The following is a 19,073-nucleotide window of genomic DNA, read 5'->3' as shown; positions in this document are numbered from 1 at the left end:
ACCTCGCCACCATCGCGGCGTTCTACCTCGCGGTCGGGCTGCTGCTGGTCTGGGGCGGCAGCACGCTCGGCGAGGCGCTGGGTGGCGCCCTGGACAACCGGGGTGTCCTCTGGGCGCAACTCGTCCTGGGCGTGGGAATGCTGGCGCTCAGCTTCCGTTACGACGGCAAGCGGCGTCCCCGTACCGGTGGTGTGTTGCGCTGGCGGGACCGGGCCACCGCCGGGGACTCCTCGGCCCGCTGGCTTGTCGGGCTCGCGCTGCTCGCGGCGCTTGCCGAGGTGGCGACCATGCTCCCGTACCTCGGTGCGGTGGGTCTGTTGGCCACCTCGGGGGTGGGAGCGACGACAGTGGTGGCGCTACTCGCCGGGTACTGCCTGGTCATGGTGGTGCCGGCGGTGTTGTTGCTGGGTGCCAGGGTGGCACGCCCGCGACTTGTCGAGCCGGTGCTGGCCCGCCTGAACGCCTGGATCGTCACGAAGGCGGGCAGCGCGCTGGGCTGGATCCTCGGCATCGCCGGTTTCCTGATCGCCCGCGACGCCGCCGCACGGCTTGCCCTGTTCGACCTCATCGACCGGATCGGCAGGTGACCGACTGCTGGCGTCAGGCGGGCTGCTTGCGTCAGGCCGGTTGCTCCACGGTGATCCGCTGCGGCCCGGTGTAGACGTTCATGGTCCGTCCGCGCAGGAAGCCGACAAGTGTCATGCCTGCCTCGTCGGCAAGTTCGGCGGCGAGGGTGCTCGGGGCGGACACCGCGGCGAGTAGCGGGAGACCGGCCATCCACGCCTTCTGGGTCAGCTCGAAGCTGGCCCGACCCGAGACCAGCAGCAGGTGCCCGGCGAGCGGCAGCCGGCGTTCCCGCACGGCCCAGCCGATCACCTTGTCCACGGCGTTGTGCCGGCCCACGTCCTCCCGGAGCACCACCAGCTCGCCATCGGGGGTGAACAGCCCCGCCGCGTGCAGCCCGCCGGTCCGATCGAAGCCCCGCTGAGCGGCGCGCAACCGGTCGGGCAGCTCGGCGAGGAGCGTGGCCGGCACGCTGAGCGGGTCCGCCGCGACCGGGAAGAGCGACCGGGTACGTACCGCGTCGATGCTGGCCTTGCCGCAGACCCCGCAGGAGCTGGTCGTGTAGAAGTTCCGGGACGGGTCGGTGCTTGGTTCCGGTACGCCGGGGGCGAGCACCACGTCGACCACGTTGTACGTGTTCGGTGTCTCCGCGCCGGCGCAGAGCTGCGCGGTCAGCACGTCGTCGGTCGACCGGATCAGCCCCTCCGTCAGCAGGAACCCGATGGCCAGGTCCAGGTCGTCACCAGGGGTACGCATGGTGACGGCGAGCGGCTTACGTCGGCCGGGACCGGCCGCGCCAACCCGGATCTCCAGCGGCTCCTCCACCGCGAGCGTGTCCGGTCGACGGACCGACGTACGCCCGGCGGTCGCCGCGTCCAGGTCGATCCGGAGTACACGCCGTCGATCAGTTGCCCGTCCCATTCCGCCATCCTCCACCCCGAGCCGGCCCGCCCGCACGACCACCGGCGCAGGCACCCCACCCCCATCCACCCTCACCCCCGCCCTCGCGCGTCGACGGCGTGTCGAGCGATAACTTCATGATCACCGGGGCGGGGGGCCGGGGCGAGGGGTCGGGCCGGCAGGGTTGGAGGAGGCGGATGAGGGCCTGCGGTCGGGCCTGACCGGCGTGCCGGCAGGGTCGGGCGCTGGCACGGTTACCGTGGGCGGGTGGGGACGTACGGCGCAGTGGTGCTCGCGGGTGGGGCCGCCCGACGGATGGGCGGGGTCGACAAGCCCGCGCTCCCGGTCGGCGGCCGGGCGATGCGCGACCGGGTGTTCGCCGCCGTCACCGACGCGACGCCACGAGTGCTTGTCGGTCCGGCTGACGCCGTACCGCCGGGTGTGCGGGTCGTCCGGGAAGACCCACCCGGCGGGGGTCCGGTGGCCGCGGCGGCTGCCGGGCTGGCGCTGCTGGATTCCGACACCAGCCTGGTCGCTCTGCTCGCCGCCGACCTGCCGCTGCTCACCCGGGCCGCGATCGGGGACCTGCTGAACCACCTCGACCGGGAGACCTCCGACACCGAACCGGCGGTCGACGGCCGCACTCCGGCGCCGCTGGTCCACGACGGCCTCGCGCCGGACCGCAGTGGCCTCGGCAGCGAGCGGCGACCTGACGGGGCGTGTTTCGTGGACGGGGACGGGCGGCGGCAGTCGCTCTGCGGTGTCTGGCGGGTCGCCGCGCTGCGGGCGGCGGTGCACCGGCTGACGGCCGAGCGGGGCGGCAGTCTCTCCGGAGCCCCGGTCCGCGCTCTGCTGGCCGGTCTCGTCGTGCGGGAGGTGGCCTGGTCCGGCGAGGGCCCGCCGCCGTGGTTCGACTGCGACACTGACGAGGACGTACGCCGGGCGGAGGAGTGGGCGCGATGACGGTGATGGACGACTGGGTCACGGCGGTGTGCGCCGAGTTGGATCTGGATCCGGCCGGGGTGCCGGTGCCGGCGGTGCTGGACCTGGCCCGGGACGTCGCCCATCAGGTGCTGCGTCCGGGTGCGCCGGTCACCGCGTACCTCTTCGGGTTGGCGGTTGGTCGGGGCGCGGATCCGGCGGACGCCGCGGCCCGGCTCAGCGCGCTCGCCGGCACCTGGCCGGTCGAGTTGGGCGCTGACCCCGCGGACCCGGCCGCCCCCTGACCGCCGTTGTCCGATCCCGGTCCGGGCTGATTCGACAGTTCGGCGGCGTGGGTAGGGTGATCGTGACGGACGGAGGCGATCATGACGGCTGACCACCCCTCGGCCCCGCACGGTGAGCTGCCCGGCGCTTCGACTGAGCCGGCGGAGTCGATCCTGCTCGACGAGCCCAGCACCACCGACCTGCGGGCGAAGGTGACCGAGGCGTGGCGGGAGTTCGCCCGCGCCCTCGCCGTACGGCTGCGGGAACTTCCTGTCGGCACGCACCTCGACGTGACCCTGGACCCCACCGCCTCCGGCACCGGCGACGCCGTCTATTCGATTAGCGTCGACGTCGACGCGGACCGGGTGTTGTCCGCCCGCGCGGTCGGGAACGCCACCCTGCCGGCCGGCTACCGACTGGACCGGGGCGCGGTGGCGGACATGGTCGCGCTCGGTTGGTCCCCGCCCGGGGTGGTCGCCGGCTCCGGCGGTTCCTTCGGGTTGAACGCCACGACGGCCGAGTCGACCCAGGTCGCCACGCTGCTCTCCCGCACGTTGCGGGACGTCTACGGTGCTCCGCACCCGGCCTTCCTCGTCTATCTGGTGCACGATGCCGAGGGCGAACCGCTTGCCGTGGACCCGCTGGGCACGGCGCGCAGCGAGTTCGGCCCGGACGCCGATGTCGAAGCGGACCTGGAGGAGGCGTTGGCCGAGGCGGCCGCCGCGCAGGCCGAGCGGGACGACGTGCTCGACCTGGCCGACCGGGTCCGTACCGTGGTCTCCACGATGTTGAAGTCGGACACCGACCGGTTGCAGATCGACTCGGACGGCGACATCACCATCCGCGCCGGATCGGCGATGGTCTTCGTGCGGGTACGCGACAATCCGCCCCTGGTCGACGTCTTCTCCCCGGTGCTCACCGAGGTGGAGCCGACCGAGCGGCTCTACGTCAAGCTCTCCGAGCTGACGAACCGGATGCCGATCGGCCGCCTCTACTGCGCCGACGACACGGTCTGGGCGTCCATCCCGGTGTTCGGCCGCAACTTCCAGGCGACCCATCTGATGCTTGCGGTGCAGGTGATGACCGGTCTCGCCGACGAGTTGGACGACCGTCTGCACGGTGAGTTCGGGGGCAAGCGGTTCTTCGGCGAGGGTGACAAGCCGGTCCGGCGCGACGAGTCGGAGCATCGCACCGGCATGTACCTCTGAACCCGACTGTTCAGTAGCGCCACCAGCGAGGGCCCCGTCTCGGGAACTGGCAGGCTAGATCTTGGACACTTTCCGTTCCAAGCGGACGGAAAGTGTCCAAGATTGCCAGCCGAGACGGATGTCGCTCAGGCGGACGGGCCGACGCCGGGCGACTCGACAAGCCGGGAGAGCACGATGGTGCTGCGGGTGGAGGTCACGAAGGGCTCGGCGCGGAGCCGCTCCAGCGCTGCCTCCAGATGGGCGATGTCGGCGGCGCGGAGGTGCACGAGCGCGTCTGCCTCCCCGGAGACGGTATACGCGCCGACCACCTCGGGGTGGCGGCGGGCGGCCACGCCGATCTGCGCCGGGGTGGTCCGGCCGGCGCAGAACAGCTCGACGAAGGCCTCCGTCGTCCAGCCGACGGCGGCCGGATCAACGACGGCCGTAAATCCCCTGATCACGCCGGTGGCGCGTAGTCGGTCGACTCGTCGCTTGACCGCTGGGGCGGAGAGTGACACCCGAGCGCCGATGTCGGCGTAGGAAGCCCGAGCGTCCGCGACGAGCAACGCAATGATCCGCTGGTCTACCGCGTCTATCTGCAACGTTCCGCCTCTGGGAAGCAACACTTGTGGCTGTTTTCAAAGTTCCACGGTACCTACTCTTGGTGACCGTGAACCAGCAGCGTTTCCCGCGAAAGCGGACATATCTCATGTGCTCGCCGGAGTACTTCGCGGTCGAGTACGCGATCAACCCGTGGATGGACGTGACCACCCCGGTCGACCGGGACCTGGCCGTCAAGCAGTGGGACCGGCTGCGGGAGACACTTGTCGGCCTCGGCCACGAGGTGCACCTACTCACCCCGGAGCAGGGCCTGCCCGACATGGTCTACGCCGCCAACGGCGGCTTCGTGGTGGACGGCAGCGTCTACGGCGCCCGGTTCAAGCACGAGCAGCGGGCCGCCGAGGCCGCCGCACACCACGCCTTCTACGAGGCGCAGGGCTGGCGGTTCATCGCACCGAGCGAGACCAACGAGGGGGAGGGCGACTTCGCGTACGTGCCGGAGGCCCACGGTGGGCTCATCCTGGCCGGGCACGGCTTCCGCACCGAGATCCCGGCGCACGCGGAGGCGCAGGAGGCGCTGGGCCGTCCGGTGGTGTCGCTGCGCCTGATCGACCCCCGCTTCTACCACCTGGACGTGGCGCTCGCGGCCCTGGACGACGCGAACGTCGTCTACTTCCCGGGCGCGTTCTCCGCGGCCAGCCAGCGGGTGCTCACCCAACTCTTCCCGGACGCGGTGCTCGCCGACGACGAGGACGCGATGGCGTTCGGGCTCAACCTCGTCAGCGACGGCGCGAACGTGGTGCTCAACAGCGAGGCCACCCGTCTGGCCGGCAAGCTCAAGGCGGCCGGGTACACCCCCGTCCCGGTCGAACTGGCCGAGCTGAAGAAGGGCGGCGGCAGCGTGAAGTGCTGCATCGCCGAGCTGCGGCACTGACCCGCGAACGACCCGGGGCCGGCCTCCCACTGGGAGACCGGCCCCGAATCGTGCTCCGGGTAGGCGTTCAGCCCAGCGTGGCCAGCTCGTTGATCAACACGTTCGACATGACCTGACCGTCGCGCTGCACCTCGCGCAGGTACCACTTCTGCTGCGGGGTACGCGGCTGGTTGAACTGCCAGATGCCGCGCGGGCTGTCGATCTGGCCGATCTTGCCCAGGGCCAGGTTGACCTGCTGCGGCGTGGGCTTCCCGCCGGTCAGCTGGATGGCCTGGTCGAGCACCTGCGCCGCGTCGTACGACGCCATCGCGTACGTGGTGGGGGTGACCTGGTACTTCTTGCGGTACGCCGACGCGAAGACCCGGTTCGACGTGTTGTTCAGGTCGGCCGAGTAGTTCAGCGCGGTCTGGATGCCCAGCGCGTTGTCCTTCAGGTTCTCGAGCACGGCGCCCTCGGTGAGGAAGCCGGGCGCGTAGATCGGTCCGGAGAACTTCTCGCGCAGCTGCTTGATGAACTCCACGGCGGCAGCTCCGGCGAAGAAGCAGAAGACCGCCGTGGGCTTCTTGGCAAGCGCCCTGGTGATGTCCGAGGAGTAGGTCGTCTTGCCGGGGTTGGTGGTGGCGCTGGTGTACGTCTCCTTGTCGCGAATCCGCGGGTCGCTCGCGCCGAACTCCTGCCGGAAGCCGCGGACCACGTCCGGGCTGCCCACGTTCTCCGGCATGATGATCGCGACGCGGCCGTTCGCCGGCAGTTGGTCGCGCAGATAGCGGCCCAGAGCACGGCCGGCCTCGTCGAGCACGTACGAGGTCCGCCAGATGTAGAAGACGCTCTGCAGGCTGCTCGGTGAGGCGTTGGAGCCGATGAGCGGGACCCGGGCCTGCTCCACGGTGTCCCGGATGCCGACCATCACCGCCGAGTTGACCACGCCGGTGAGCGCCAGCACGTTCTGCTTGAGCAGGCCCTCGACGGCGGCCTTGCCGGTCTTCGCGGTGTCACCCTCGTCGGCGGTCAGCAGCTCCACCGGATGGCCGCCGAGCCGCTGGTCGTGCAGGTCGAGGAAGAGCTGGAAGCCATTGGTGATGTCGTCGCCGATGCTCTTGAAGCCACCGGCCTGCGGGGTGATCAAACCGATCTTGACCGGGTTGCGGCCGGCGGTCGGTTCGGCGTCACTGTCGGAACCGCACGCGGCGGCGAACCCGGTGGTACCAAGCGCGGCCATGAGTTGGAGCGCCCGCCTGCGATTCATCTGTGACACCGAGTTCCTTCCACGGAAGCGTTACAGGGCCGAACACCGCCCCTCCGGCGTTCTACCTGCTCCGCGACGCTGCGTCAATGGCTAGTGATCATCGTGCAAGGACCGCAACACAGAGAGGACCTGTGGCCAGGCCACGGACTCCGGGTCGATCAGCCCGAAATGCTCGCATCCAGGCAGTTCAACAAGGGCGATATCGGAACCTGCGGCACGAGTCTCCGCGACGAAGTCCCGGCTCATCTCTGCCGGAACCTGATGATCGTCCGAACCGTGCATGACTACTGTCCGTGTCTGTATCGGTACCAACATCCGTGGATCCGCAGCTGCGTACCGGTCCGGGACCTGTGCCGGGCCGCCGCCGAGCAGCGCGGCGACCGCACCCGAGTCCAGATCTCGTCGGTACGCCTCGCCCAGGTCGGCCACCGGGGCCAGGGCGAGCACACCGCTCACCGTCGCCGGGGCGGTGGCCGCCACGTACAGCGCCAGGTGGCCGCCGGCGGAGTGGCCGACCAGGGTCGGCGCGGCCACGCTGACCCTGCCGGGAAGCGCCTCGGCCGCCAGCGCCGGCAGCTCGGCCACCCCGGTCAGGACGTCGGTCAGGGTGCCCGGCCAACCACCTCCCGGCTGCCCCGTGCGGCGGTATTCCAGCTGCGCCACCGGGTAGCCAGCAGCGGCGATGGCTGCGGCCAGCGGGCCGGTGTGCCGCCGGTCGTACTCGGCCCGCCAGAACCCCCCGTGCACGACGACGACTAGCGGGCGTGCCGGCCCGGCTCCCGCCGGGAGGCGCAGGTCGGCCACCTGATTCGGGTCGTCCCCGTACGCGACGGTCCGGTCGGGCTCCGGTGCGGGCCGGGTCAGCACGGCGCGCGGGTCGGCAGGCATGGCGCGACGGTAGCGCGCCCCGGCCGGGTGGTTCGGCCCCGGTAGTCGGTCCCGGGCGGCATGGTCCGCGCCGACTGGGTAAAGATGGACCCCATGACCGAAGCGCGCTCCGCTGCACAGAACGACGAGCCCGGCACCGACGACTCCGGCCATCCCGGCACCGTCGTGGTGGTCGGCCCGGACGGCCGACCGATCGGCACGATGCAGACCGACGAGGGTCAGGGCGAGGACCCGACCCGCCTGGTCGAACAGCCGGCCAAGGTGATGCGGATCGGCAGCATGATCAAGCAGCTGCTGGAGGAGGTGAAGGCCGCACCTCTCGACGACGCCAGCCGCACCCGGATGCGCGAGATCCACGAGCGGTCCATCGTCGAGCTCAAGGAGGGCCTCGCCCCCGAGCTGCGCGACGAGCTGGAGCGCATCTCGCTGCCCTTCGCCGAGGACAAGGCCCCCAGCGAGGGCGAGCTGCGCATCGCGCACGCCCAGCTGGTCGGCTGGCTGGAGGGCCTGTTCCACGGCATCCAGGCGGCCCTGGTGGCCCAGCAGATGGCGGCCCGGGTGCAGCTAGAGCAGATGCGGGGCGGCCGGCAGGCGCTGCCGAGCGGCCCCGGCGGGGTCGTCCCCGGGATGCCGGGCATCGGCCAGCCGGGCGGCGGCGAGGGTCACAACACCGGTCAGTACCTCTGACCCCTCAGCCCACCCCGAAAACCTTCTCCAGGTACGCCGCCACGCCGTCCTCGGTGTTCGCCGTCGTCACCTCATCGGCGACCGCCAGGACGGCGCGGTGCGCGTTGGCCACCGCCACGCCACGCCCGGCCCAGGTCAGCATCGGTACGTCGTTGGGCATGTCACCGAAGGCCACCACGTCCTCCGCCGCCACCCCGATCTGGTCGCAGTACCAGGCCAGCCCCGCCGCCTTGGTCACACCGGACGCGGAGATCTCCACCAGGCCGGACGACGACGAGTGTGTCGCTTCGGCCAACCCGGCCACCGCCGCCGCGATCAGCGCGGCGAAGGCATCCGGGTCCTGCTCGCCGGCGCGGGCGAGCAGCTTCACCGCCGGCACCGACAGCAACTCCTCCGGTGTCTCGACAGGTCGGATGCCGTCGGCGTCCGCGTCCCAGCGCAGCGGGTAGTGCGCCTCGTGCCGCATCTCCCGGCTGTCCAGGATCTCCACGGCGAAGCTGATCCCGGGCACCTCGGCCCGTAGCCTCCGGGCCACCTCGGCCAGGTGGTGCGGCGCGAGCGGGTCGGCCCGCACCACCTCGTCGGAGAACGGGTCGTAGACCACGGCACCGTTGGCGCAGACCGCCGGCAGCGGCTGGGCGAGTTGGTCGTACACCATCTTGAGCCAGCGGACCGGACGGCCGGTGACCAGGACGACCGGCGTGCCCTGCGCGGAGATCCGCGCCAGCAGGTCGGCGGTGCGGGCGCTGACCGTGTGGTCGTCGCGGATCAGCGTGCCGTCGATGTCGGTGGCGATGAGGCGGGGCGTGTCTCCCATTACCTGGACAGTAGCCGGTCCAGATACACCGCCACCCCGTCGTCGTCGTTGCGCAAGGTCACCTCGTCGGCGACCGCGCGCAGGGCGGGATGGGCGTTGGCCACGGCCACCCGCGACCAGCCGGCCCACTCGAACATCGGCAGGTCGTTGGGCATGTCACCGAAGACCAGCACGTCGGCCGGGTCGACCCCGAGCGTCTGCGCCACCACGGTCAGCCCGGTCGCCTTGTCCACGCCGGGCGGGCAGATCTCGATGAAACCGAGCCCGGCCTGGGTGAGCGTGGCGACCTGTGGCGGGACGATCCGACGGGCCACCGCCAGCAGCTCGTCCACGTGGTGGTCGGCGGTCCGGGCAAAGGCCTTGATCACGTCGCAGGCGAGGCACTCGTCGCGGGTGCGCGCCTCGAAGCGGTCCTGGTAAGGCCAGCTCTCGTGGTAGTCACCCCACAGCGGGGCGTCGTGCTCGTCGGACGCCTCGACCATCACCGTCAGCGGGCCGACCTCCGCCTCCAGGTCGGCCAGCAGCCGGGCCAGCACCTCGGCGGGCAGCCGCTCGTCGCGGAGCACCACCGGGCCACTCGGGTCGCTCTGGTCGACCACCCGCCCACCACCGGCCATCACCAGGAAGTCGGCAGCACGGATGTCGTTGCGGGTCAACTCCGTTAACCGAGGGCCGCGTCCGGTCGCGCCGACCACCGGAATCCCGGCGGCGCGCACCCGGTCGAGCACCCCATGGGTGTACGCGGAGACGGTGTCATCGCTGCGGACCAGCGTCCCGTCGAGGTCGGTCGCGATCAACTTGGGCAGTCCTGGGCGGGTCATCGTTCCTCCTTCGCCCGCCGCCGTCACACCGCCAGGGTCAGGGAACCCGAGGCCCGGCGTAACGGCGGGTCAGCAACCGTACCTCGCGGAACGGGTCGCATCCATGACTTCCAGGCGAATCGGACGCCAACTCCACGCGCTCTCCCAGTCGATCATGGAGTTGTGGTGGCCGCTTCATCCGGTCATACGACTTTTGTTCACCACCACAACTCCATGATCGGCACAGGCGAGGAGTGGAGCGTCGAGGAGTGGGGCGGTGGAGCGGGTGAAGGGGGCCGGTCAGGGCTGGGGGTCGGGGCGGGCGAACGGGGCGGCGGGGGTGACCGTCAGGTCGGCTGGGGCGGGTAGGCCGTCCTCGATCGGGTCGGGGTTTCGGCGACGGCGCCAGGGGCGCGGTGCTGACGCGTCGGCAGGACGGTCGTCGTCCGGTGGTCCGAACGCGCCGGGGGGTGCGGCGGGCGCCAGCCGCAGGGCGGCCGCGAACAGCACACAGGCGACGAATGCCATCGCCAACCCACGGCCGTACTCGATCTGGTAGCCCTCCTCAGGCGTGTACGGCCGCGGGTTGTCGAGGCTGGCCGTGGCGGCCCCCAGCAGCGCCAGCAGGGCACCGGCCAGGGTGAAACCGGCAAGCCGGGCGTTCGGTCGCGCGGCCGCCGTGCCGCGCAGTGCCAGCGTCACGGTGCAGGCGAGGGCGAGCAGCCCGACCAGATAGCCGACCCCGAAGCCACCGATCTCGGACACCCCGGCGGGCACCTTGATCGTCGTGTTTCCGTCGGGCCCGCCGTTCGGCAGGTTCATCACCAGCCACTCACCGACCACCGAGGCGATCGCGGCCACCGCGCCCAGCCCGGCGAGCAGCAGGGGCAGCCGAGGATCCTGCGTGAAGTCGGCCAGCGACCAGGCGAACCGGCGTCGCGGGGCCGCCTCGACGCCACCCCACTCGATCACGGCCGGGGCGTCGGATCGGTCGCCCTGCCGCGGGATCGGAAGCTCCTCGGACATCGGCCACCCTTCCGCCGGTCACGGACCTGGGTCGCATCATGGCACAGCAAACTGGTGGTGATGGGGATCGCAGGGCTGGCGAGCGCGCCGGTCTGTCGCTCGGCGGTCGCCTTTCCGCTAGCGTTTGCCCCATGCCAATCCGTACCGCTTCAGCAGAGTGGCAGGGCAATCTCACCGAGGGCGCGGGCACCGTCCGCACCGGTAAGGGCGGCCTGTCCGGCAACTACTCCTTCAAGTCGCGCTTCGAGGAGGGTGAGGGCACCAACCCCGAGGAGCTCATCGCCGCCGCGCACGCCGGCTGCTTCTCGATGGCGTTCTCCAAGGCGCTTGCCGACGCGGGCTCGACGGCCACCTCGGTCGAGACCACCGCCAAGGTGCACCTGGACAAGACCGACGCCGGCATGACCGTGACCCGGATCGACCTGGAGACGGTCGGCCAGGTCCCGGGGATCGACGACGCCGAGTTCCAGAAGCTCGCCGAGGCCGCCAAGGCCAACTGCCCGATCTCCCGCCTGCTCTCGCCGGGTGCCGAGATCACCCTCAGCGCCCGCCTGGCCGCCTGAGCGAGCCGACCCACACCGTACGTCCACGGAAGGAGCCTCCGCCCGGTCCCGGGTGGTCGCTTCTTCCGTGCATGTACGGATGACTGCCACAGTCGTCCAGCAGCACCGGGTCGTGCGCCGCCGCGTCGGGCACAATAGGCGAGGTGCCGGTGGAGATGAGCCGTGAGCGCTTCGAGGAGTTGGTCGGCGAAGCCCTCGACGAGGTGCCCGAAGAACTGCTCGGCCTGATGAGCAACGTGGTGATCCTGGTCGAGGACGACCCGCCACCGGGCGAGGTCGACCTCCTCGGCCTCTACGAGGGGCATGCGCTCACCGAGCGCGGTTGGGACTATTCCGGCGTGCTGCCCGACCGGATCTTCATCTATCGCCATCCGATCCTGCGGATCTGCGACGACGATGAGGACGTCATCGACGAGGTGGCGGTGACCGTGGTGCACGAGATCGCCCACCACTTCGGCATCGACGACGCGCGGTTGCACGCGCTCGGCTGGGGCTGAGCCGCGCCGCGCGAGCGACGGGCGGTGCTTGCCGAGGTCGCCTACCGTCGGGGCAGCGAACGCGACCCTATTCAGGAGGCCCTTTCATGCGCAGCGAGCTGTTCTCCGCGGAGAATCTGGAGAAGGAGTCCGCGCAGCCCGGCATGCGGTTGCAGAACTCCAAGATGTTGAAGATCGAGCTCAACGGCGAGGCGATGGCCCGGGTCGGGTCGATGGTCGCCTACCAGGGGAATGTGCAGTTCCAGGCGTTGGGCTCGGGTGGGCTCGGCAAGTTCCTCAAGCAGAAGCTCACCGGCGAGGGCGTGCCGCTGATGAAGGTCTCCGGCCAGGGTGACGTCTTCCTCGCGGAGTTGGCCAAGGACGTGCACATCATCGACCTGGAGCCGGGCGACGCCCTCTCCATCAACGGCTCCAGCGTGCTCGCCTTCGATTCCACCCTCCAGTACGACATCCGGATGGTCGGCGGCGCCGGGATGGCGTCCTCGTCCGGTCTCTTCAACTGCGTGTTCAGCGGCTACGGGCGGATCGCCATCACCACGAAGGGCACCCCGGTCGTGCTCAACGTGGACGCCCCGACGTACGTCGACCCGCAGGCAGCGGTCTGCTGGTCGGCGAACCTCCAGACCGGCTACCACCGGGCCGAGCAGCTCGGCCTCGGCACACTACTCGGTCGCCGCACCGGCGAGTCGTTCACCATGAGCTTCGCCGGTCAGGGCTTCGTGGTGGTGCAGCCGTCCGAGGAGCCGCCGGTCATGGGCAGTGGCCAGCAGCAGCAGGAGGGCGGCCTGCTCGGCGGTCTGCTGAGCTGATGGGGTTACGCGGGTGCTCCCGAGCGTCGGGAGCGCCCGCCCGGTCAGGTCAGCTCACCCGTACGCAGTCGGGTCAGCCAGGCCGCCGCGTCGGCGTAGTCGATGTCGGAGAGGCCCGCCGGCGCGGGCACCGGCCGTTCGCCGGCCGCCTCGGCCCACCGATGCCGGGGGTACGAGCCCAGGAAGCGGACGTCGGCACAGACGCGGCGGAGCCCCTGCAACGCCTCGCCCAGGCGTACGTCGCCCACGTGGCCGGTGCAGTCCAGGAAGAAGACGTAGCGGCCCAGCGCCTCGCCGGTAGGACGGGACTCGATCCGGGTCAGGTTGACCCCACGGACGGCCAACTCCATCAGTACGGACAGCAGCGCGCCGACCCTGTCGTGGGCGATGTAGACCGCGAGCGAGGTGAGGTCGTCTCCGGTCGGTGGCGGTGGTGGCCCGGGGCGGGACACCAGCGCGAACCGGGTCACCGCGTCGGGGTGATCGGCGATCTTGTCGGCGAGGATCGTGAGCCGGTGCCTGGAGGCCCCGATCGGTGCGCAGATCGCCGCGTCGTACTCACCAGTGCCGGCGCCGGCGGCTGCCGCGCCGTTGGAGAGCACGTCGACCACCACGGCGTCGGGCAGGTGGTCGCGTAGCCAGCCGCGGCACTGGGTGGATGCCTGTGGATGGGCTGCCACGGTGCGGATCGAGGAGTGCGCGGTGCCGGGCCTCGTGGCGAGCACGAACTCCACCGACAGGATCACCTCCCGGGTGATCACCAACGGCTCGCCCTCGGCCATCTCGTCGAGCGTGACGCCGACCGCGCCGCCGATCGAGTTTTCGAGTGGCACCAGCGCGGCGTCGGCGTCGCCGGCGCGGACGCTGTCCAGCGCCTCACCGACGCTGCGGGCGGGCGTACGGGTGCCGCGCTCGGCGGCGGGCACGGACCGCAGCGCCTGCTCGGCGAAGGTGCCTTCCGGCCCGAGGTAGACGAAACGTGTCGGCGGTGTTCCCGGCATGCCGACCAGCCTACGCACCCGGTTGGTTGCCCGGGCCGGCGTCGCAGGCGAGGGCGCGGATCCCGGCCGGGCTGGTGGCGCGTACCTCGATGGTGCAGACGTCGGTGCCGGCGGTGACCAACACCGGGGAGCTGGGTTCGCCCCGGGTGACGACCTGGAGTTCCTCGTGCCCGGTCACCGCCAGCACGGTGAACTGCCACTCACCGGCACAGAGCGGCCCGGTGCGGACCTGGACCCGGACGTTCGCCGGCAGCACTCCGGCCCGCCCGCGCAACAGTTGCAGCACCCGCTGCCCGGTCGGCCCGTTGCGGCAGGCGGTGGCGACCAACCCGGCGTCCGGAGTGGGCGTGACCGCACCTGGAGTCGGCGCGGTGGTCGGCGGAGTCGTGGGCGGGGTGCCCGGACCGGACGGCGTGGGGGCCGCGGTGTGGGTGGGCACGCTTGTCGGCTCTCCCAGCCCGGGTGGAGCGCCGCACCCGGCGAGCGAGGCGACGGCGAGCGACGCGAGAGCCATGGGCAGCGCGTGGGCGATGATCCGGGCGGGAGCACGACGGGCTGACCAGCCGCGAGCCGCCGGTAGGGGGTGGTTCGTCGCCCGCGCTGAGGGGGACGCGGGGTGGCGTGGGGTGAACGGCACGGGCCGATCCTCGGGACATCGGAGAGTTCGTCGCGGCCGGGGGTGGCCGAGCCCATCGTAGGGTCAGCGGCCGGGCGGGTGAACCTCAGTCGGTGACGCGGTGTCCGGCGCGCTGGAGCGCCGCGGTGCCCTCGGCCAGCCGGACGGTCGGCACCAGCAGGTAGTCGGTGTCGAACGTGGAGAACGTGACGGCACTGACCCGTGCCTCGGCGAGTGGGTCGACGAGCGCGGCCAGGCCGCCGGTGCCGGCCAACGCCACCGGGGCGGTGACCCGTAGGCAGCGCCAGGTCGTCTCCACGACGGCCTGGGCCGGCGCCCGGTCGGCCGGGCAGATCACGGAGATTCCGTCGGCGGTCCAGCTCACGGTCACCACGTCCGCGCCGCCAAGCCCGCTCGACAGCGCGTACGGCAGGGTGCTGCCGGCGGCCAGCCGGCACACGGCGTATTCCCCCGGCAGCAGGGCGATATCGAGCATGAGGGCACCCTACGGCCTTCCGGCGGACGCTCCCGGGTAACGCCGCGTGCGGCGAACGACATACTCCGCCGCAGGTCAGACCTCGGAGAAGAAGGTGAGTGAGCCGGCGACGGTGCCGTCGGTGAGCACCGGGGTGGCGATCGCGTCGACGGTCGCGTCGGAGCTGTTCGCCGAGGCGGCCTGCACCCGGAGCAGCCCACGGGCGAGTCGGCCTGAGGAGAGCGCCAACAGGGGCGGGATTTTGTCGATCTCGGCTTCGGTCAGCTCGCCCCGGTTGGCGGTGAAGTCGAGCAGGCGCAGCCCGCCGTCGAGCAGCGGTCGCCCGATCAGCCCGTCCGGCTCGCCGAGGCAGAGCAACTCGCAGCCGGCCGTGGAGATCGCCACCACCCGGGTGTCAGCGTCGATCAGCAGACACGGCTCATCGGCCCGGGAGACTGTCGACGACCATGTGCCGACATTGCCGGACTCCGGCTCTGTCGAGGCCCGCGCCGCCGGCACGAACGCTTCCGAGAGCGAAAGTTCGACGTGGGCCACCGCGCCTCCTATGTGCACCGATCGACTGTCCACGCTAGCGGGTCGCCGACGGAATCACCGAGCGCACCGGGTCACCGGACCGCGCAGCGTGAACCGAGGCGGCCGGTGACGGCGCGGGACCGGTGAGGTGAACGGGGGGACCGGAGCCGCGTGGCGTCGCCGGTGACGTTACCGGCGGTGGGCCGGCTTGTCAGCGGCCGTTCGGCCCTCGTCGTACCACCGGTAGTCGGCGGTTGGACGGTACGTGCCGTTCAGCCAGGTGCCGGGGTGCTGTGCGACCCGGGACAGCTTCTCGGCGGTGGCGGGGCTGATCCGGCTGCCGCCGGCCACGAGCAGCCGGTCGAGTTCCCGGTGGGTGGCCATCAGGCAGTCCTTGGGGAGGCCGTAGACGCTGATCACGCCGGAGCCGACGAAGGTCAGCACCGGCGTCACCGGAACAGGCAGCCCCACCGCTTCGGAGAGCGCCTTGCTGGCCCGCTTGGCGTCCCGGCGGGACTCGGCCACGTACGGGGGCCGCTTACCGTTGATCTGCACCACGTCTCCGGCGACGAGCACCCTGGCCCGGCCGTGGTCGGCGATGGTCACGGCGAACAGGCCGCTCGGCCCGATGGCGAGGAACCCGGCCCGGTCGTCCTGACCGTGGTCGAGGACGTCTGTCACGTCGGTGCGCGGCCACTCGATCACGTGCCAGGCCGGCCCGAGGTGGTCGAGTTGGCCCAGCGCCCGTGCGCCGGCCGCTTCGAGGCGGCGGGCACCTCGCTCGGCCCGACGGCGGCGGGCCCATTCGAGCGGTGTCGGACGGACCGGTTCGAGCGCCCCCGGCGCCTCGACGCGGGGGTGTGGCACCGAGACGGGCGGCAGTGCCCGAGCGGACGGTACGGCTCGTCGTGCGGGAAAGACAGTCATCGCGACCTCCGGCAAAAGGTCCCTCGAAGTTATGTCCTCACTACCCTACGTCGTCACCACCCGTGTTCGGCAAGCCGAAGCGCCGGAGTGACTGTGGATGAATGCCATATTCATCCACAGTTCTTTTCTCGGATGCCGCTAAACCCTGCCCTACGCTGCGGGAGTGACCCACTACGTCGACAGTGAAGTCGGGCGGCTCGGCACGGTCCTGCTGCACCGGCCCGGCCCCGAACTGGCCCGGCTCACCCCACGCAACAACGACTCGCTCCTCTTCGACGCGATCCCGTGGGTGGGGCGCGCCCAGGAGGAGCACGACGCGTTCGCCGCCGCCCTGCGCGAGCGCGGCGTCGAAGTGCTCTACCTGGCCACCCTGCTGGCCGAGACGCTCGCCGTCGCGGACGCCCGGGCCGAACTCACCGAGGAGGTGCTGCGCTCCCGGCGGCTCGGCGACACGCTGCGCGCCCGCGTCGCCGACCACCTCTCCTACCTGGACCCCGCAGCCCTGGCCGACGTGCTCACCGCCGGGCTGGCCCATGAGGAGTTACGGATCAGCTCGGAGCGACCGGGCGGACTCGTCTACACGCTGATGGACCGGCACGACTTCGTCATCGACCCGTTGCCGAACCTGCTGTTCACCCGCGACTCGTCGCTGTGGATCGGTGACCGGGTCGGTGTCACAAGCCTGGCCATGCCGGCCCGCCGCCGCGAGACCACCCTGACCGATGCCATCTACCGCCACCACCCCCGGTTCGCCGGCACCGAGTTCGTCTACCGCCCCAGCCTCGAGCACCTGGAGGGCGGGGACGTGCTGCTGCTCGCACCCGGGGTGCTGGCGGTCGGGGTGGGCGAGCGGACGACCCCGGCCGGCGCCGAACGCCTCGGCCGGCAGGTCTTCGCCGCCGGTCTGGCCCACACCATCCTGGTGGTGCCGATCGCCCAGAAGCGGGCCACCATGCACCTGGACACCGTGTGCACGATGGTCGACGTGGACGCCGTCCTGATGTACCCCAACATCGCCAGCACGCTGTCCGCGTACACGGTGATCGCCGGCGCGGACGGCGAGGACCCACGGGTGGACGGGCCGGCGCCGTTCCTGCGGGCCGCCGCCGACGCGATGGACCTCGACCTGCTGCGGGTCATCGACACCGGGCTGGACCCGGTCACCGCGGAACGCGAGCAGTGGGACGACGGCAACAACACCCTCGCGCTGGCCCCCCGGCTCTGCGTCGGTTACGAGCGCAACACCGAGACCAACGCGCAACTGGAGCGGGCCGGCATCGAGGTCATCCCGATCGCCGGCTCGGAGCTGGGCTCCGGTCGGGGCGGACCGCGCTGTATGTCCTGCCCGATCACCCGCGACCCGCTACCCGTCGCCGGCTGAGAACCCGGCCGGGCTGAGAACCCGGCCGGCCTGAGAACCCGGCCGGGCTGAGGACCCGGCCGAGCGGACGGCCCGCGTCAGCGCAGGGTGAGCTGGCGGCCGAGCAGCCCCTGACGGGCCCGACGGCCGGCGGCGTCGAGTGGGTCGGTGGCGGTGAGCGCCTCCGCGTACCGCTTGGCGAACTGCGCCACCGGCTCCTCCCACTCGGCCGCCGGGGTGTCCTCCGGCAGGTCCCACACCGGCACGAGTCGACCGTGGGCGCGGAACATGCCGGCGAACTTGGTCTGCTCGCCGAGCGTCAACGTGCCGGCCGCGCCGAGTCGGGCAAGCGCGTCCAGGGCGGCGTCCTCGTCCTCCGGCAGCACCCAGCGCACGTGGGCCTTCTCCGGCACCTGGCACCAGTACGCGGCCTTCGCCGCGCTGAGCCGGACCGTCGGGTAGATGGCCGCGTTCGCCCGCTCCAGAGACGCCTGGACGGTCCCATCGTCGGCGGCCCCGGGGTCGAGCCAGAAGTCGAAACCGTCGTGCATGGTGATGTCCAGTGGGCCGTCCACGAGGATGTCCTGCAGACGGGGTCCGGGACCGGGCAGCGGCGGCACGGCCACCTGACCGCCGGGCTCGGTGCGCAGCGCGCTGAGCAACGCGTCGGCCAGGTCCCGGGAGACGTCCCCGGACTGCTGGTGACGCTGGAGACCGATGAGCACACGGCCGTCCGGCTTGGTGATCGCCGGGGCGGCCATCGGCAGCACGGTGGCGAGCGTCGCCGTCCGGTCACCGAACTCCTCGACCAGGGCGGGCGCCAGCCGCAGCGGGGCGGAGGCGGCGGGCACCAACTCGCGCAACGCGATCCACTCGGACTCGTCGACCAGCCCGTCGAACGGACGCGGCACGAAGACGTCCCGAACCTTGTCGCGGCGGGGGGTGGTGTCGGCGGCGGTGCGCTGGCTCTTTCGACGCTTACTCACGGCGTCACAGCCTAGAGCCCTCGGCGGCTCGCCGTGGCCGGGACCCGCCCGGCCCGTGCCTCAGCCCGCCGGCACCAGGGCGGGTCGGGGTGTCGGCACCGGGTCGAACTCCGCCCAGACGCGCTGGCCCATGCCGTCCTGTTCGACGCCCCACCGGGTGGCCAGGCCGGCCACGATGTGCAGGCCCCGCCCGTCCGCCGCGTCCGGGCTCGCCGTCCGGAGTCGTGGCCCGGTGCTCGCGCCGCCGCCGTCGGTGACCCGCAACTGGATCAGTGCGCCCTCGGCCGAGGGTCGGAGCCGCCAGGCAACCCGGATCACACCGCCGGGCAGCGGTCTGGCGTGCCGCACCGCGTTGCCCACCAGCTCCGCGAGGACCGCGATCAGGTCCGCGAGGAGCATCGGGGGTACGACGTCCGCCAACTCGGCGGCGAGCCGGTGTCGGGCCAGCCGTGCCCCGCCGGGGTGGTGGGGAACCACCACGCACCAGGC

General features: G+C 71.7%; 24 protein-coding genes. 10 read left to right on the top strand and 14 right to left on the bottom strand.

The genetic code is table 11. The features are described from left to right. A partial coding sequence (locus tag ACWER9_RS26375) for a GAP family protein (protein WP_452304363.1) occupies positions 1-587 on the top strand: 587 nt, incomplete at its 5' end. Between the two features lie 31 nt (positions 588-618). On the opposite strand, the gene fdhD is transcribed toward ACWER9_RS26375, so the two are convergent. Then, entirely contained in the window at positions 619-1,485 is an 867-nt protein-coding gene (gene fdhD / locus ACWER9_RS26370; RefSeq protein WP_452304362.1) for a formate dehydrogenase accessory sulfurtransferase FdhD, read from the bottom strand. Positions 1,486-1,731: 246 nt separating this feature from the next. Between fdhD and mobA the strand changes: the two genes are divergently transcribed. The 3 genes from mobA to ACWER9_RS26355 all read left to right on the top strand — a co-directional run bounded on the left by mobA (position 1,732) and on the right by ACWER9_RS26355 (position 3,878). Beyond that, positions 1,732-2,427, top strand: coding sequence for a molybdenum cofactor guanylyltransferase (gene mobA, locus ACWER9_RS26365; RefSeq protein WP_452304361.1), 696 nt, complete (start codon positions 1,732-1,734; stop codon positions 2,425-2,427). Further along, positions 2,424-2,690, top strand: a complete 267-nt coding sequence (locus tag ACWER9_RS26360; protein WP_452304360.1) for a DUF6457 domain-containing protein — start codon at positions 2,424-2,426, stop codon at positions 2,688-2,690. Before mobA ends, ACWER9_RS26360 begins: the two co-directional genes overlap by 4 nt. Positions 2,691-2,771: 81 nt before the next feature. Beyond that, a complete protein-coding gene (locus ACWER9_RS26355; RefSeq protein ID WP_452304359.1) occupies positions 2,772-3,878 on the top strand; it encodes a T3SS (YopN, CesT) and YbjN peptide-binding chaperone 1 in 1,107 nt (368 codons plus the stop codon). Positions 3,879-4,003: 125 nt separating this feature from the next. Here ACWER9_RS26355 and ACWER9_RS26350 read toward each other — a convergent pair whose 3' ends face one another. Continuing rightward, entirely contained in the window at positions 4,004-4,459 is a 456-nt protein-coding gene (locus ACWER9_RS26350; protein ID WP_452304366.1) for an Lrp/AsnC family transcriptional regulator, read from the bottom strand. 59 nt (positions 4,460-4,518) lie between these two features. Between ACWER9_RS26350 and ddaH the strand changes: the two genes are divergently transcribed. Further along, positions 4,519-5,352, top strand: coding sequence for a dimethylargininase (gene ddaH, locus ACWER9_RS26345; RefSeq protein ID WP_452304358.1), 834 nt, complete (start codon positions 4,519-4,521; stop codon positions 5,350-5,352). A 67-nt stretch (positions 5,353-5,419) separates the two neighbouring features. Here the strand turns inward: ddaH and ACWER9_RS26340 are convergent, their stop codons facing one another. Further along, entirely contained in the window at positions 5,420-6,607 is a 1,188-nt protein-coding gene (locus tag ACWER9_RS26340) for an ABC transporter substrate-binding protein (RefSeq protein ID WP_452304357.1), read from the bottom strand. An 81-nt stretch (positions 6,608-6,688) separates the two neighbouring features. Then, positions 6,689-7,486, bottom strand: coding sequence for an alpha/beta hydrolase family protein (locus ACWER9_RS26335; protein WP_452304356.1), 798 nt, complete (start codon positions 7,484-7,486; stop codon positions 6,689-6,691). An 84-nt stretch (positions 7,487-7,570) separates the two neighbouring features. Between ACWER9_RS26335 and ACWER9_RS26330 the strand changes: the two genes are divergently transcribed. Further along, a complete protein-coding gene (locus tag ACWER9_RS26330; RefSeq protein ID WP_452304355.1) occupies positions 7,571-8,173 on the top strand; it encodes a bacterial proteasome activator family protein in 603 nt (200 codons plus the stop codon). Positions 8,174-8,177: 4 nt separating this feature from the next. Here the strand turns inward: ACWER9_RS26330 and ACWER9_RS26325 are convergent, their stop codons facing one another. From ACWER9_RS26325 to ACWER9_RS26315, 3 genes are all read right to left on the bottom strand, one after another. Beyond that, positions 8,178-8,990: an HAD family hydrolase gene (locus tag ACWER9_RS26325; RefSeq protein ID WP_452304354.1), complete on the bottom strand. Its 813-nt coding sequence runs from the start codon at positions 8,988-8,990 to the stop codon at positions 8,178-8,180. Beyond that, positions 8,990-9,811, bottom strand: coding sequence for an HAD family hydrolase (locus ACWER9_RS26320; RefSeq protein WP_238661811.1), 822 nt, complete (start codon positions 9,809-9,811; stop codon positions 8,990-8,992). Before ACWER9_RS26320 ends, ACWER9_RS26325 begins: the two co-directional genes overlap by 1 nt. A gap of 279 nt (positions 9,812-10,090) precedes the next feature. Continuing rightward, positions 10,091-10,816 carry a hypothetical protein gene (locus tag ACWER9_RS26315; RefSeq protein WP_452304353.1) on the bottom strand — a complete coding sequence of 242 codons (726 nt, stop codon included), beginning with the start codon at positions 10,814-10,816 and terminating at the stop codon, positions 10,091-10,093. A gap of 131 nt (positions 10,817-10,947) precedes the next feature. Between ACWER9_RS26315 and ACWER9_RS26310 the strand changes: the two genes are divergently transcribed. The 3 genes from ACWER9_RS26310 (at position 10,948) to ACWER9_RS26300 (ending at position 12,685) form a co-directional block, all read left to right on the top strand. Further along, complete coding sequence (locus ACWER9_RS26310; protein WP_357348514.1) at positions 10,948-11,379, top strand: OsmC family protein; 432 nt, start codon at positions 10,948-10,950, stop codon at positions 11,377-11,379. Between the two features lie 149 nt (positions 11,380-11,528). Then, the gene (locus ACWER9_RS26305) at positions 11,529-11,876 is read left to right on the top strand and encodes a metallopeptidase family protein (protein ID WP_452304365.1); all 348 of its coding nucleotides are present in this window, start codon (positions 11,529-11,531) and stop codon (positions 11,874-11,876) included. Positions 11,877-11,962: 86 nt separating this feature from the next. Further along, on the top strand, positions 11,963-12,685 hold the full coding sequence (locus ACWER9_RS26300) for an AIM24 family protein (protein ID WP_030487734.1): 723 nt from the start codon (positions 11,963-11,965) through the stop codon (positions 12,683-12,685). Between the two features lie 44 nt (positions 12,686-12,729). Here the strand turns inward: ACWER9_RS26300 and pheA are convergent, their stop codons facing one another. From pheA to ACWER9_RS26275, 5 genes are all read right to left on the bottom strand, one after another. Then, on the bottom strand, positions 12,730-13,686 hold the full coding sequence (gene pheA, locus ACWER9_RS26295; RefSeq protein WP_452304352.1) for a prephenate dehydratase: 957 nt from the start codon (positions 13,684-13,686) through the stop codon (positions 12,730-12,732). A gap of 10 nt (positions 13,687-13,696) precedes the next feature. Then, positions 13,697-14,200 (bottom strand): hypothetical protein, encoded by a 504-nt coding sequence (locus ACWER9_RS26290; protein WP_452304351.1) that lies wholly within the window; start codon positions 14,198-14,200, stop codon positions 13,697-13,699. Positions 14,201-14,408: 208 nt separating this feature from the next. Next, positions 14,409-14,798: an ACT domain-containing protein gene (locus ACWER9_RS26285; RefSeq protein WP_452304350.1), complete on the bottom strand. Its 390-nt coding sequence runs from the start codon at positions 14,796-14,798 to the stop codon at positions 14,409-14,411. 75 nt (positions 14,799-14,873) lie between these two features. Then, complete coding sequence (locus ACWER9_RS26280) at positions 14,874-15,332, bottom strand: hypothetical protein (protein WP_452304349.1); 459 nt, start codon at positions 15,330-15,332, stop codon at positions 14,874-14,876. 168 nt (positions 15,333-15,500) lie between these two features. Further along, positions 15,501-16,238: a hypothetical protein gene (locus tag ACWER9_RS26275; protein WP_452304348.1), complete on the bottom strand. Its 738-nt coding sequence runs from the start codon at positions 16,236-16,238 to the stop codon at positions 15,501-15,503. A gap of 163 nt (positions 16,239-16,401) precedes the next feature. On the opposite strand from ACWER9_RS26275, the gene ACWER9_RS26270 reads away from it, so the two are divergent. Then, complete coding sequence (locus tag ACWER9_RS26270) at positions 16,402-17,619, top strand: arginine deiminase (protein ID WP_357348526.1); 1,218 nt, start codon at positions 16,402-16,404, stop codon at positions 17,617-17,619. A 77-nt stretch (positions 17,620-17,696) separates the two neighbouring features. Here ACWER9_RS26270 and ACWER9_RS26265 read toward each other — a convergent pair whose 3' ends face one another. Beyond that, positions 17,697-18,584 carry a DUF5926 family protein gene (locus ACWER9_RS26265; protein WP_452304347.1) on the bottom strand — a complete coding sequence of 296 codons (888 nt, stop codon included), beginning with the start codon at positions 18,582-18,584 and terminating at the stop codon, positions 17,697-17,699. A gap of 60 nt (positions 18,585-18,644) precedes the next feature. Beyond that, positions 18,645-19,064 (bottom strand): ATP-binding protein, encoded by a 420-nt coding sequence (locus ACWER9_RS26260; protein ID WP_452304346.1) that lies wholly within the window; start codon positions 19,062-19,064, stop codon positions 18,645-18,647. Between the last annotated feature and the right edge of the window lie 9 nt (positions 19,065-19,073).

This window comes from Micromonospora sp. NPDC003944, assembly GCF_053605225.1.
This window is presented reverse-complemented; position numbering and strand designations above follow the sequence as displayed.